Genomic DNA, 14,356 nt, shown 5'->3' on the forward strand with positions numbered 1-14,356 from the left:
GGCTCCTTTTCGGGAAACTCTACAGTTCGACCAGGACCGGCGGTCGTCAGCGGGAGCTTTCGAGCACCTGCTGGAGCCTGTCGATCAGCGGGCGCGCGAGGGAACGCGCGTAGGTCGCGGTGAGGTGGTGCGTATCCCGGTAGACGATGACGTTGCCGATGACGGCAGGGCAGCGACCCTGTGTGCAGTACAGATCGCGGAGATCCACGACGTCAAACCGATGTCCTGATTGCTCCGCCGCTGCGAGCATGAGGTCAGGTCCCGAGTAGCCCTCATCCTCGCCGAACGTGCAGGAACCGGAAGCGACCTCTGCGAGGGGCCGAGTGGCAATGCAATCGGCTGTCGACTCGGAGAGCCCAGGATTGTCCGTGACGACCACCACTTGGGTACCCCGCTCCTCGAGACGCTCCCAGGCGCTGGTGTATTCGTCGACGCGGGCCTGGCTGAAGGTGTCAGCGCGCTTCGTCGTGGCGAGTAGGACGTCGTACGGTTCTCCCTGAAGGAGGGCGTCGTCCATCTGCGACAGTCGTTCGCGGCACCGGGGAGAGTTGTCCTTCTCCCCCCATACGCAACCGTTGCCTACGAAGGTGTCCAACCGCCAGTTCAAACCCTCGAGCTCGTCATAGAGGGCCTCGACGATCATCGCGGCGTGAGAGTTCCCGACGATCGCCACGCGCAGCGCGTCATCGCGCTGTGAACCGATACTGCATCTGTCAATCTCCGTTGCCTCCGCCACGGTGTAGCACTGGTAACCGCGGCCGTTGTCGTCGAGGAGGCTGAACTGGCTCGGGACGACCAGGTCTGGGTCGGCGGGACCGCAGGTGCCCGCGGGGGCGAGCAGCGCCGCGGCCCCGAAACACTCGGCGTTCTCCTCGATCTGCTCTTGGTTCTGCGCGTCCTCTCGCTGTTGCAGTGCTTGAGTCATCTGGACGGCGCCGGCCGAGACGGACAGCACGATCACCATGCCGGCCGCGCTCCAAAGAGCCACCGTACGAGGCCGCCTTCCCTTCAGAAGTCGTGGCGAAGTGCGCAGTACATCCTCGTAGTAGGTGGTCGACAGCCACGCGAGACCTACGCTCGCCGCCGCGATGCCTGCCTTCTGCGCCGTTGTGAGAGGGGTGCCGGTCATGAAGGGCACGAGCACGATCAAGGGCCAATGCCAGAGGTAGACCGCGTAAGAAACACGGCCGAGCATCGCGATCGGAGGGACGCGGCCGACCGACTCGAGCCACGTCCTCGAACCGGCCCAGATCGCGAGTGCGGTGCCGACGACGGGAAGCAGCGCCGCGGCCCCGGGGAACGGAGTCGTCCCCGAGTAGAGGACCACCGATGCGAGCACCGCTGCGACCCCGGCGAAAGCGATCGCGCTGCTCACCCTCGTCGAGCGGAGCGCAGGCAGGAAAGCGAGCAGCGCCCCCGCGCCGAACTCCCAGGCTCGGCTGAAGGTCGAGAAGTAGGCGTGGCTCGGCGCATCGCCGAGCAGCCACACGCTGTAGAGGAATGACGTCACGCTGACGAGAGCGATCGCCGCGAACGCTACGCGACGCCATGGAAGTCGTCGGAGCATCCACATCGCTGCGACAAGCAGGAGCGGGAACAGAACGTAGAACTGCTCTTCGGCCGAAAGTGTCCAGAAGTGCTGTACAGGGGACGGGTCGTTCTCTGCGGCGAGGTAGTCGACACTGTCGAAGAGCAGGCGCCAGTTCTGCACGTACAGAGCAGAAGCGGCGACCTCGCCGAGGAACTGCTGCCAAAGAGTGCGAGGCAGCCAGAGCAAGACCGCGATCGCCGTGACGAGCAGCACAAGCAGAGATGCGGGCAGAAGACGGGCAGCGCGTCGTGCCCAGAACTTCCCGAGCGCAATGCGCCCGGTCGTGGCCCGCTCGCGAATCAGATGTGAGGTGATGAGATAACCGCTGATCACGAAGAAGACGTCGACGCCAACGAACCCCCCGGTCAGGCGGTTGGGCCAGAGGTGATACAGGAGGACGCTGACGACGGCGAGAGCGCGGAGCGCCTGTATGTCCGCGCGGAATTCGCTCGTCGTGCGAGGGGAAGGCCCTGTCGATATCGAAGCGGATGGGCGGGACACCGGTCGATCTTAGAACAACCAGGCGGGACACCGCCCGGCGCTCACGCCTTCAGCGGCGCGGGCGGAGACGGTGGAACGCCGATCGCACGACGATCCGCACGGGACCTGGGAGACGCATCGACGCTCCTCGCGCGGCATCCATTGCGCGGTTCACGGCGCGGCGGCCCACCCGGCGGGCGGCGTGCGCCGCGGCATGTACATCATCGAGCGCGTGGCGTGCGGCGCGCACCGGCAACCGCGGTCCCGGCGCTGCGGAAGAGAGGTGGTCACGGACGGCTTCAGCGCCGCGCGCGGGATCCGCTGAAAGCAGGTAACGTTCGTCCCGTCGCAGGTGCCAAGCCCGTACGTGCCGTCGGGCGAATCGCCTCGCGGCCCGGAGTGAGCCGAGCAGTGCATCATCAGGGAGGCCGCCCGGGCGCGAAAGCTCGCTGAGGTGCAGCACACGGAGGGCTTCCACGGATGCCGAGGCTCGACTCGCACCAGCCCGCCCGAGTGCGCGGGCGACCTCTGTCGCAGTGATCTTGCGCTCGGAGAAATCTCGCTTCAGCTCGCTATGAAGCTGCGCCGCGTCACTCCAACGACCCGCGATTGCCATCGTGTACACGGCGCGCTTGCTCGGATCCAGCGCCCCTGCTCCACTTGGCATGGTCTGGCGGACGAAACGGAGCGCAGCTTCGCGCGCAGCGTCGTAGGCGTTGTCCTCGGCATACGCGATGTCGACGAGGGGTGTGAAGTGCGCCCAGACATCGTTGGCCAGCATCTCGCGGCTGTAGGACTCCCAGACCGTGGGGCTTTGGAGGCGGCGGACCGATGCGAGGCATCCGAGCTCCTGCTCGAAGTGCGCGGTGACAGAGTCAGGTGCGCTCTTGCGTGCGGTCATCGACGATGCCCCGGAGCGCCTGCGGTACATGTAGACGACGTCAGGGATCACATCGAACGCGAAGGCGCAGTACGCATCCGTCATGGCCTGGATGTCGTTTGACCGGGGAGAATCCGCGAAGCGGATGCCGGCCGACTCCCATGCCTTCCTCAGGAAGATGCGGTTCCAGCACACGCGATCTCGCAGGAAGATCGGCTCGTCCTCGATCGTGATGCCTTCGCGCACGCGCCCATAAAGGGGAAACCACTGGTGCCGTGAGTTGAGCTGAGTCGGGGAGAAGATGACGTAATTCGCGACCACCATCTCCGCCCGCGTGCGATTGGCCTGGGACAGCAGCGCCTCGTAGCCCTTCTCGGGAAGGACGTCGTCGCCGTCCGCGAAGGCCAGATAGGTGCCGCGAGCGAGCGAGGCGCCGTAGTTTCGTGCGGTTCCTCCGCCTTCGCCCGGATTCGAGACGACGCGGAGCCGCGGGTCCTCGATGCGTCGCAGCACATCGAGTGTGCCGTCCGTCGAACCGTCGTCGACGACGATCAGCTCGACGTCCGGCACGCTCTGCGACAGGACCGATTGTGCTGCTTCAGCCACCCACGCCGCCACGTTCTTCGTGGGCATGACCACCGACAGCTCCGGCGTCTCCTTCGCCGTTGCCTGTTGTGAGTACACGTCACCCCTCGCCGTCGTCTCTTCAGAGACTGCTCGATCTCGCCTCGGTACACTAATGCTCTCATCCCCCACCCGATCGCGAGGTTCAGCAACGTGCCAGCAGGATCGCCGAGCCAGCCGTCGGTTGCGATCATCGTCCCGGCATACGAGGTCGAGAGGTACCTCGCCGAGTGTCTCGAATCGATTCGCGCGCAGGATTACCCGAACTGGCAGGCGGTCGTCGTCATCGACGGGGCGACGGACGGCTCAGAGGCCATTGCTCGGCGTTTCGCGGACGATGACGGCCGCTTCACCGTCATATGCGTCCCCAACGGCGGGCTCGGCTCGGCGCGCAACATCGGGCTCTCCCACGCGCACAGCGACTATGTCTTCTTCGTAGACTCTGACGACGTCGTACCTCCGGGAACGATCTCGACGCTCGTGTCGACCGCGCTGAGGACAGGGTCCGAAGTCGTCGCAGGGTTCGCCGAAGATTTCGGCGAGTCTTGGTCTCCGTCTCGGTACTGGACGCAGAGCGGCTCGATCTATCAAGGCAGCGAGGTCACGGTCAATCCGACTCAGGATCCTCGAGTCCTCGAGGACCACGTCGTCTGGAACAAGCTGTATCTCCGCGACCACCTCGACCGTCACCGGCTCCGGTTTCCGTCGAGGGCGCACTGCGAGGACATGGTGTTCTCGGCACGCGCCGCACTTCTTGCGCAGTCAATGACAGTCGTTCCGCGGCTCGTCTATCGTCACCGTCGACACGACCAGGCCATCTCTGCCTCCTACACACGCGCTCGCACCCTGAATGACTGGATAGGCGAGTCGCTGCGAACCGTTGAATCGGTTCGGGAGCTCGGGACGGAGGCGTCGCTCCGGCACTATCTGGTGCACTTCGTGCGAACCCAATGGTGGACGCGGGCGCGGGGCGTCGGCCGTGGGACAGCGCCCGCGTTGCTTGCGCGCCTGCGTCAGCTGTCGTCGCTCATCGCGGGGAAGCTGGATGCGCCGGGCAGGCAGGCGCTCGGACCGTGGTACACCGCATGCCTCGACTTCTTTGCCGCCGGCTCGCCTGCAACATTCATCGACGACCGGCTTGGTATCGACAACCCGCTCCGGCTGGATGCGGGACGTACTGTCGAGGAGGCGCGCGCGATCCTGCACGGGATGCTTCTCCTCGGTGATCACGGCGATGTCTCACGGCGCATGGCCGCGGCAATCGTCGTAGAGCGTGTCCTCCGCCCGATCGCGGACGGCTATCTCGACCCTCGCAGCGAGGTGCGCGATCAGGCCCTCGCGACGTATGTCGCGTTGCAGGGCACGTATCTCGATCACGTCATTCCAGGTGGGGCGTCGACGGAAGCCAGGATCGACCGATTCCTCGGCCAACACGGCTATGCGAAGGTGGCTCTCCTCAGCGTGCACCGCGAGCGTCGGGGATTCGTTCTCCGCGGGACCGTCGTGCCCACGTACGGTGCGCAGCAGGCTGTCGGCGCAACGGCGGTGCTCACGGACGTCAGCTCCGGTCAGCCGTCGTACTTTCCCGTCACCTGGACACAGCTTGCGGATGCGCGGCTCTGGCGATGGCAGGTGGTCGTTCCGTCACAGGAACTCACGTGGAGCGCCCGCTACCGCCTCGAAGTGCGCTTCGACGGGGAGCACGGCCCGCGAGGGCGAGGAACCGCGGAGCTTTCGCCACATGCACTGCCGGAGATCGCGCGCGGCGCGAACACGCTCTCGTTTCCGGAGCACTTGGGGGCCGACGCTCGCCCGGTCAAGCAGCTCTTCATGTTCCCGGCGTGGCGTGACAACCCCTACACGAACTCGTTGCAACTTGAGCTGTTCGCGCGAGGATACGCGCTCCGTGGCACCAGTAAGTTGGCGGAGTTCGTGGGCGAGGCGGCCAATCCACGCGGCGGCGTCGTTCACATCCAGTGGCCAAGCGTCGTGACGGACGAAGCCCTTTCTGAGGTGGACGCTCATCGGCGGGTTGAGGAGTTCCTCGGCGCTCTCCACACCGCCAAGCGTCTCGGCCGCGGGATCGTCTGGACCGTTCACAACGTGCTGCCCCACGACACGGAGTACACGGAAGCGGCGATCCGCCTGCATCAAGGACTGGCTGATCTCGCCGATGTGGTCCACGTGATGAACTCGCAGACGGTGGATGTCGCGTCGGAGTACTACCGCATCGATCCCGCGAAGGTCGTCGTGGTCCCGCACGCGAGCTATGCGGGAGTGTACGGTGCCCCTCTGGCGCGGGATGAGGCACGCGCGGCGATCGCAGCGTCGCGAGACTCGACGGCGGTTCTCTTCTTCGGCCAGGTACGACCCTACAAGGGACTCGACCACCTCGTTGACGCGCTGCGTGATCTGAGCGCGTACCGTGATGACTTTGAGCTCCTTATCGCGGGGAAGCCGATCGCGGGAGGAGAGCAGTCGCTGGAGAGCATTCGCCGCTCGGGGATCCGCGCGACGACGCATCTGGAGTTCGTGCCCGACAGCGAGGTGAGTGCGTGGTTCTCCGCGGCAGACGTCCTCGTGCTGCCCCATCGGCGAGTTCTCAACTCCGGCACGCTGTACCTCGGAGCCACGTTCGGTCTGCCGACGGTGCTGCCGGACGAATCTCACTTGCGGGCCGACTTCGGCGATCAGGCCTGGGTGCGGTTCTTCGATCCATCGCAACCTGCGCGATCGATCGCTCGTTTGCTTGACGATGGGTGGTACCGATCGGCCGAGGTGCGAGATGCTGCCCTCGCGTTCGCCGAGGCTAACCCGCCGATGCTCATGTCGCGGCGCTTCGCGACTGTCGTGGAGGAGCTGGCCGCGAAGGCATGACCGCCGGTCGAGATCACGCGCCGCGGACGCGGGCGAAGACTCGACGTAGTCTTCCTGTCAGGGTGCGCTCGGATGCGAGCCGCTTCTTGGTTGTTGCCGGGACCCCGGCCACCAATGTCGAGGGCTGCACGTTCGAGGTCACGACGGCACCCGCGGCGATGACGGCGCCCTCACCTATGGTGACGCCGGGTAGGACGATCGCTCCCGCGCCGATCCATGCACCGTCCCCGATGCGCACCGGCTTGACGAGAGGCGTTCCCGCGCGACGGCTCACGGGGCCGAGCTCGTGAGTGTCGGTGAGTATCTGCACACCGGGCCCGATCGAGACATTCCGGCCTATCGTTGTCCTGCCTTGAATGAAGCAGCCGCGGTTGATGAAGACACCGTCGCCGAGGGTTGCGGGGCCGATGAGCTGGGTCCCCCGAAAGACCCGCGCATCCCCCTCGAACACGATCTGCCGCCCATCGCCCTCGAGCAGCTCCACGCCCGCTTCCAGCTGCACTCCGTCCCGGTCGTGCTCGTAGTCCAGCCACGCCGTGCGCCCCGGCACGCGCTTCTCAACGGCGATGAGGCGTCGATGCAGCGATTCGATCCACCGCTCGACATCAAGTCCGTCGGCGTCAGGCACTACGCCTCCAGCGGCGGCATGATCCGGAAGCTCCTGTCGCGCGCGAGGGCAATCCCGTCGCGCATGCCGCGCCACAGGTTGCTCCAGCCCTTCTTCGTCACCTTGCGCTCCACGAAGACGAGTCGCAGCAGCTCCTTCGCGAATGTGGCGGCGGTACCGATGGCGAAGTAGAACGGGTGGTACCTGCCGTGCGCGGCGTAGTAGTGCTTCATGATTCCGCGGTTGCGCATGATGTAGTACCGGTACATGTCGCTCGAGGCATTGAAGTGCCTGATGCCCATATCCCACTGCTTGATCTCACGCGTGCGCTGCAGCACGAACTCGTCCACGATCGCGCTGCGGGTCACGCGCGAGGCCAGCCAGCCGTAGATCGTGTCGTCCCAGTAGATGAAGAAGCGCGGGTCGGGCAGGCCGATCTGCCGCACGATGCTGCGGTGGATGAACATCCCCTCGAAGCAGCCGGAGTTCATGGGGCGGTACCCAGAGGCGTCGAAGTCGGCGGGGGCGAACGGGATCGGGATGCCGAGCGGCACCGAGACGCGGTACTGCCAGTAGAACTCGCTGCCGTCGTAGTCGTAGCGACGCCCCTGGATGCTCTTGAACTTCGGCGTCCATGCGCCCATGCGCGCTAGGCCCTCCGGGAGGACCTCCACGTCGTCGTCCATGAGCCACATCCACTCGGATCCGAGCTCGTAGGCGACCCGCATGCCCTCGCTGAAGCCGCCCGACCCCCCGGTGTTCTCCTCGAGGCGGCGGTAGACGATCCGCGTGCCCACCCGATCCTCGTACGACGCGACGACCTCGGAGGTGTCGTCACTCGAGGCGTTGTCGACGATCACGACGTGGCCGGGCTTCGGATCCATCCGCTCGATGGAGTCGAGCAGGCGCGAGAGCAGGTGGGACCGGTTGTAGGTGACGACGACGATCGTCGCGGTCGCCGGGTCGAATGCGGGGCTCATGCGTTGTCCTCGGGGGCTGCGAAAACCGGCGCCCATGCGTCGGGCGAGACGAGCTGCGGCAACGCTTCGCGGTAGCGCTTCGCGAGCCTCGGCCACTCGCGACGCAGCTGTGCATGCAATCGCAGCGACTCACGCAGTTGGCGGCGGAAGGCCGCCCGGTCGCGGGTGTAGACGTTCTTGCCCGAGCCATCCGCGGCGCTCACCAGGGCGCTGTCGTAGAGCGGCACGCGCCACCAGTGCGCGTCGTGCTTGCCGAACTCGACCTCCGGCAGCTCGAGGTTGCGCGGATCCGGCTTGTGGAGCCAATGCGAGACGAGCGTCGTCGCCGTGAACAGGCGCAGGCGCAGGCCGGTCGGGCTGTCGAAGATGCCCTTGCGCATGCGCTTGAACACCTGCCGGCCCTTGCGAGAATGCAGCACGACCTCGGGATCGCGATGCACGACCGTCTCGGGGAACTCCGTCGCCAGCGCCCGCGCGCCGGGCATGGCGGTCGCGAGGTTGCGGAACATGTGCTCGGGACCGCTCAGCACGTCGCGCAGGGCGCGCAGACGCAGCTCGACGGGGTAGTACTGCATCATCATGAGGTGCTTCAGATCCACCCGCCTGCTGTGGCGTAGCAGGGTACCGCCCTCGGGCACGTTCGAGTGCAGCAGCCCGGCGACGATGCGGTTGCGCGCGTGGAAGTACGCCTGCCAGTCGATCGAGTCGTCCTTGCCCATCCAGGACACGTGCCACAGCGCCACACCGGGGAGCGATACCGTGGGGAAGCCCGCCTCCCGTGCTCGCAGGCAGAACTCGGCGTCGTCCCACTTGATGAAGGCGGGAAGCGCCAGCCCCACGCGCCGGATGACCTCCTTGGGGATGAGGCACATCCACCACCCGTTGTAGTCGGCGTCCATCCGCATGTGCAGGGTGGGGCTCTGCCGCAGGTTGGCCTCGCGGAAGTCGTGAGGGAACTCCTCCTGGAACAGGTTGCGCCACATGAACGGGTGCTCATCGACCACCTCGGCCCACGCGTGCAGCTTGGGACGATCCAGCAGGTCGAACATGTGGCCGCCGACGAGCATCGGCGTGGTCGTGTACCGCCCGAATGTCACCGAGCGGCGGATCGACTCGGGCTCGACGAGCACATCGTCGTCGAGCAGCTGGACGAAGTCGCTCTCGTCGCGCTGCAGCGTCTCGTGCATCGACCGGGCGAAGCCGCCCGATCCGCCGAGATTCGGCTGGGCGATCGTCTGCAGCGTCTCGCCGAGGGCCGCGGCGACCTCGGGGTAGTCCGGCTGCGCGTCGACGCGATCGGTGCCCTGGTCGACGAGGAAGATCCGGTCGATCACCTCGAGCGCGTCGGGCGACTGGCCCAGCGCTCGCAGCGTCTCGATGCAGTACTCCGCCTTGTTGAAGGTCGTGATCCCCAGCGACGCCTTGCCGGTGCGGACGGGCTCCTGATCGGTGGTCCACTCCGCACCGTCAAGGACGACATCGTCGGCGTCGGAGGTGATCTCGAACCAGAGCCACCCGCCGTCGCTGAACTGCGTCAGCGACAGGTCGAAGTGTGTCTCTGCGTCGCCCGTCACCTCCGCGAAATCGACGCGCTGCGTGGCCCCGCTTCCATTGGATCGGTACACGAGCACAGTGCACACGCCGCTCGTGCGCACCGTGAGGCGGACGGAGCGGATCGATGTCCAGTGCTGCCAGTACGATGCGGGGAACGCGTTGAAATACGCCGCGAACGACGTGCGGCGCCCCGGCCGGATCCGCAGGCGGTGCCGGCCCAGCACGTCGCTCAGATGGGCGCGGTTCGAGACGCGCACGGGCTTCTCGTCGATGACCGACCAGGTGTCGGCATCGAGATACAGCGGCAGCAGGTCGGGGTCGCGGTCGAGGGGAAAGACCACGTTCTGCAGTACGTGCACCAAGGCGGAAGTCTCCGTACGAGAGGCGGATGGGAGCGACATCGAGCCTAAGCCATCGGCCCCTGAGGGCGCGGTGAGGGCGCGGGTCGCCCGTCAGCGATGCGGTTCGTGCGGCAGCTCGAGCGGATTGGTCGGGGGATGGGCCGTCTCGCCGATCCGGGTGCGCCACGATCGGGCCTGCCCCGCGCGCACGAGGCACAGCGCGAGCAGCAGCCAGCCCGCGCCGTCGAGGGCGAAGCTCTCGAACATCGACTCGCTCAGGATGACGACGAGCAGCAGGGGCGTCCACGCGTAGACGCTCGAGCGGCGCTCGCTCGCGGTGGCCCAGGACCGCACGAGAGCCACGGCGCACATCCCGGTGAACAGGATGACGCCCACCCAGCCGAGCTGCAGCGCCACGTCGAGGTACGCGTTCAGCGCCGAAGCGTGCTGGTCGCGCAGCTGCCAGTTGATGGAGTTGAACGGGAAGACGTCGTCCGACCAGCCGCCGTGCCAGCCCCAGCCCGTGATCCATCGCCGCCGGATCCACTCGAACAGCTCGAGCCACACCCTCGATCGGTTGGAGAAGTCGGTGGCGGCGCCCACCACGTCGACGATGCGCGACCGCAGCAGGTAGGCCGCGAGCGCGCCGACGGCCACCACCACGCCGAGTCCGAGCTGCACGTCCTGGCGGCGCGCGGGGTCGACGCGGCGGACGAGCGCGAGCGCCGACACGGCGGCGGCCGCCACGACGGCGACCACGAACGCCGTGGGCGACGCCGAGAGCACCGCGAGCAGGCCCGCCAGGGCGATCGAGAAGACCGAGCGGCCGAGCGAGATCGACTGCGTGCGCCACTCCACGAGGAACGTGACGAGCGCGAGCACGGCGACGAAGCCGAGGTAGTTGCGGGTGCCGAACAGCCCCTGCACGGGGCCGCCCACCGCGATGTTGCCGGCGATCTGCAGGACCGGGATCGGCATGTCGATGAGGATGCCCGACAGGATCTCGGCGGCCAGCGACGCGGCCAGCAGCGCGCGCAGCACGTCGCCGAGCGCGCGCACCGTCTGGAGCGTGTCGCGCGTGTGGGCGATCACGACGGCCAGGAAGGCGTAGGCGAGCAGCGAGAGCCACGATCGCAGGGTGTCGCCGCCATCATCGGCCCAGAACGCGCTGGCGAGGGCCCACAGCACGAACGCCATGAGCATGGTCGGCGCGAGGTGCAGCAGCGACAGCTCCCGCCGCCGCGCCACGAGGATCGCCAGGCCCAGGATGCACAGCCCCGCGACCATGGCGCGGAGGGTCCACGGGCCGGAGAGGCGCTGGATCGCGAAGCTCGAGAATGCGGTGCCGAAGGCCACGAGGGCGAACACCCGCGCCATCTCGGCCGAGCGCAGCCCGCGCCGGATCATGCGCCGCAGCTCGACGGGGATCACGCGCGCCTCGCCCCGCCCGCCGCGACGCCGCTCACCGGCTCGGCCTCTCCGCGATCGAGCGCGCCCGCTCGCCCGGCTCGTCCGCCCGCTCGGCCGCGCCATGGCCCACGACCGGGGCGAGCTTGATGCGGAACGCGATCATCGTGACGAGCAGCCACCCCCAGAGCATCAGCGGCCCGGACTCGGTGAGCCCCTGCGTGAGCAGCAGCGCCATGGTCAGGGGGGCGAGCAGCGTGAGGGGCGAGTACGGCCGGTCCGCGACGAGGTCCCACCGCGGCCGGTCCACCGCGAAGAACCACGAGCGCCACGTCGCCGCGCCGAACACGACGGCGATCACGGCGACCCCCACGACGCCCAGCTGCAGGAAGACGTCGAGCCACATGTCGTGCGCGTGGAAGACGGTGATGCCGTGGTCGATGATCCAGCCGTCGAACATCGGATCCCACGGCACCCACGGGGTCGAGAAGCCGTTGCCCAGCACGGGGCGCTCGCTCGCGCGCTCCCACACCGCCGCCCAGATGTCGTCGCGGCCCGTGAGCCCCGAGTCCCGCCCGAGCGCGCCGAGCACGCGCTGCCACAGCAGTGCCACCGCGACGACCGCCGCCACGCCCGCCGCCGTGAACGCGGCGTACAGGCGAGAGCGGGCGCCGGGCGTGGTGGCCCGGCGCATCAGCAGCGCGGCGAGCAGCACGACCGCCACCGCCGCGGCCGCGACCAGCGCGGTCGCCGACCCGGAGCGCGCGAGGAGCACCACGGCCAGGAGGATCCACGCCGCGAGCAGCGCTCGGCGCCGGGGCGCCATCGCGAGCCGCACCGCGAACACGATGAGCGCGAGCACGCACACGATGCCGAGCACGTTCGCGTTGCCGACGATCCCCTGGATGCGCTCGCCCGGGTCGAACAGCGCGCCGCGGGTCCAGTACCAGTGCGGATCCGGATCGGCCGGCGCGTCCGAGAAGTTCGGCAGCAGGGGCGCGCGGTGAATGAGGGCCGCCCACAGCTCGAACAGCAGCGACAGGCCGAGCACCCACTTCAGCGCCACCTCGAGCGCGCAGGTGAGCTCGCGCCACGTGAGCACGTGCGCCAGGAACAGGCCGTTCACGGTGGTGGCGAGCAGTCCCGCCCACGTCAGGGCGGTGGCCGCGGGCCAGCGCGACCACAGCAGCGACAGGCCGGCCAGCAGCACGTAGCCGAGCGTCGCCCACGGCAGCCGCCGCCACTCGAGGGCGGGCACCCGCACGCGCGACGCATCCGGATCGCGGCGTCGCCCGGCGCGCGCGATGAGCGGGATCCAGATCGCCAGCGTGGCCACGGAGAGCACCGCGAGCACGACGAAGCCGAAGCCGCCGAGCAGGTTCCACCACGCGGTGTGCGCGAACGCCGAGAACAGGACGAGGATCGCGTAGGCCCGCAGCGCCATGCGGCCCGTGGCGACACGCGGGGGCGCGGCGGGCGCCGGCGCGACCGGGTGACGCGTGATCTGGGCCATCGTCTGCCCAGCGTACCGCGCGGCTTCGGCCTATCCTGGGCTGCGTGCTGATGCCGCTGACGAACCAGCCGCGCGACTACGCGTGGGGATCCCGCACCCTGATCGCGGCGCTGGAGGGGCGCGAGCCGTCCGCCGGGCCGGAGGCCGAGGTATGGTTCGGCGATCACCCGTCCGATCCCGCCGAGCTGGACGGCGGCATCACGCTGGATCGCTGGATCGCGCAGGACGGGCCGTCGCGCGGTGTCACCGGGCCGCTGCCCTACCTGCTGAAGCTCCTCGCCGCCGACTCGCCGCTGTCGATCCAGGTGCATCCGTCGAGGGAGCAGGCGCAGGAGGGCTTCGCGCGCGAGCGGGGCCTGCCCGAGGGGGCGCCGCGCAACTACGCCGACGACAACCACAAGCCCGAGATGCTCGTGGCGCTCAGCGACCGCTTCGAGGCGCTGTGCGGGTTGCGCGAGGTGGCGGCCTCGCGCCGGCTGCTCGAGGCACTCGGCCCCGCCGCCCATCCGCTCCTCGAGCGGCTCACAGGCGACGACGCGCTGCCCGCCGTGCTGGCCTGGCTGCTGTCGGGCGACGCGCAGCCCACGGTCGACGCGATCATCGCCGCGCTGCCGGAGACGCGATCGGACGAGTTCGCCGACGCGCTGGGGAACGCCCGCCGGATCGCCGCGTCGTATCCGTCCGATCCGGGCGTCATCGTCGCGCTGCTCATGAACTACGTCGTGCTGCACCACGGCGAGGCCGTGTTCCTGCGCGCCGGCATGCTGCACGCCTACGTGTCGGGGCTGGGCGTGGAGATCATGGCGGCCAGCGACAACGTGCTGCGCGGCGGCCTCACCCCGAAGCACATCGACGTCGACGAGCTCGTGCGCGTGCTCGATGCCCGACCCGGGCCGACCGAGCTCGTGCGGCCGGTCTCGGTCGCCGCGGGCCTCGAGGAGTTCCCCGTGCCGGTGCCGGACTTCGCGCTGCTGCGCGCGCGGGTCTCGGACGGCGACGCGGCGGCCGTGACGCCTCGGGGCCCGGCGATCGTGCTGGCGACGGCGGGGGAGGTGCGCGTCGCATGCGGCGAGGAGCAGCTCGAGCTGCGCCCCGGCGCGGCGGCGTTCGTCACCCCGGACGGCGGCGAGCTGCGCATCTCGGGCGACGGCGAGGCGTTCCTCGCCCAGCCGGGGCTGTGAACCGGATCGGTTGCTGAACGGAGCGCCGCAGGCGCGGAGATGAAGCGACCAGCGCAACCGTCGTGGACTTGCTGTGGTCGCTTCATCTTCGTTCGCTGGCGCTCACTTCGTTCAGCAACCGTGGGGTCGCACCCGATCGGTTGCTGGGAGCGGCCGGCGGCCGCGGAGATCAAGTGACCACCGCAACCCGGGTGGACGGGGTCCGGCGTGTCGGGGGACACGCCGGTCGCGGCGGCAAAACCCTCGATCCGACGTTCAGGGTTTACGATCCGCGACTTGACCTTCGCGAATGACACCGGTGTAATTAACGGCATCGGATCC

9 protein-coding genes are annotated in these 14,356 nt (G+C 68.4%); 2 read left to right on the top strand and 7 right to left on the bottom strand.

Annotation, left to right across the window (positions count from 1 at the left end):
• Positions 1-46: 46 nt before the first annotated feature.
• Positions 47-2,092, bottom strand: a complete 2,046-nt coding sequence (locus tag ACYVJ0_RS08065; RefSeq protein ID WP_460817151.1) for an acyltransferase family protein — start codon at positions 2,090-2,092, stop codon at positions 47-49.
• Positions 2,093-2,141: 49 nt separating this feature from the next.
• A complete protein-coding gene (locus ACYVJ0_RS08070; RefSeq protein WP_460817152.1) occupies positions 2,142-3,635 on the bottom strand; it encodes a glycosyltransferase family 2 protein in 1,494 nt (497 codons plus the stop codon).
• 93 nt (positions 3,636-3,728) lie between these two features.
• Here ACYVJ0_RS08070 and ACYVJ0_RS08075 point away from each other — a divergent pair, with 93 nt between their 5' ends.
• Positions 3,729-6,452 (top strand): glycosyltransferase, encoded by a 2,724-nt coding sequence (locus ACYVJ0_RS08075; RefSeq protein ID WP_460817154.1) that lies wholly within the window; start codon positions 3,729-3,731, stop codon positions 6,450-6,452.
• A gap of 13 nt (positions 6,453-6,465) precedes the next feature.
• Here the strand turns inward: ACYVJ0_RS08075 and ACYVJ0_RS08080 are convergent, their stop codons facing one another.
• The 5 genes from ACYVJ0_RS08080 to ACYVJ0_RS08100 all read right to left on the bottom strand — a co-directional run bounded on the left by ACYVJ0_RS08080 (position 6,466) and on the right by ACYVJ0_RS08100 (position 12,854).
• Entirely contained in the window at positions 6,466-7,080 is a 615-nt protein-coding gene (locus tag ACYVJ0_RS08080) for a DapH/DapD/GlmU-related protein (protein ID WP_460817156.1), read from the bottom strand.
• Positions 7,080-8,039 (bottom strand): glycosyltransferase family 2 protein, encoded by a 960-nt coding sequence (locus tag ACYVJ0_RS08085; protein WP_460817157.1) that lies wholly within the window; start codon positions 8,037-8,039, stop codon positions 7,080-7,082. Before ACYVJ0_RS08085 ends, ACYVJ0_RS08080 begins: the two co-directional genes overlap by 1 nt.
• Positions 8,036-9,952 (bottom strand): glycosyltransferase, encoded by a 1,917-nt coding sequence (locus ACYVJ0_RS08090; protein WP_460817272.1) that lies wholly within the window; start codon positions 9,950-9,952, stop codon positions 8,036-8,038. Before ACYVJ0_RS08090 ends, ACYVJ0_RS08085 begins: the two co-directional genes overlap by 4 nt.
• 93 nt (positions 9,953-10,045) lie before the next feature.
• Positions 10,046-11,365, bottom strand: coding sequence for an O-antigen ligase family protein (locus tag ACYVJ0_RS08095; protein WP_460817159.1), 1,320 nt, complete (start codon positions 11,363-11,365; stop codon positions 10,046-10,048).
• Between the two features lie 31 nt (positions 11,366-11,396).
• The gene (locus ACYVJ0_RS08100) at positions 11,397-12,854 is read right to left on the bottom strand and encodes an O-antigen ligase family protein (RefSeq protein ID WP_460817160.1); all 1,458 of its coding nucleotides are present in this window, start codon (positions 12,852-12,854) and stop codon (positions 11,397-11,399) included.
• A gap of 50 nt (positions 12,855-12,904) precedes the next feature.
• Here ACYVJ0_RS08100 and manA point away from each other — a divergent pair, with 50 nt between their 5' ends.
• Positions 12,905-14,035, top strand: coding sequence for a mannose-6-phosphate isomerase, class I (gene manA / locus ACYVJ0_RS08105; protein ID WP_460817274.1), 1,131 nt, complete (start codon positions 12,905-12,907; stop codon positions 14,033-14,035).
• The last annotated feature ends 321 nt before the right edge of the window (positions 14,036-14,356 follow it).

The organism is Microbacterium petrolearium, from assembly GCF_054782875.1.

Coding starts and splice junctions, on each gene's coding strand:
- ACYVJ0_RS08100 (WP_460817160.1), bottom strand. CDS start 12,854: ATGGCCCAGATCACGCGTCACCCGGTCGCGCCGGCGCCCGCCGCGCCC.
- manA (WP_460817274.1), top strand. CDS start 12,905: ATGCCGCTGACGAACCAGCCGCGCGACTACGCGTGGGGATCCCGCACC.
- ACYVJ0_RS08085 (WP_460817157.1), bottom strand. CDS start 8,039: ATGAGCCCCGCATTCGACCCGGCGACCGCGACGATCGTCGTCGTCACC.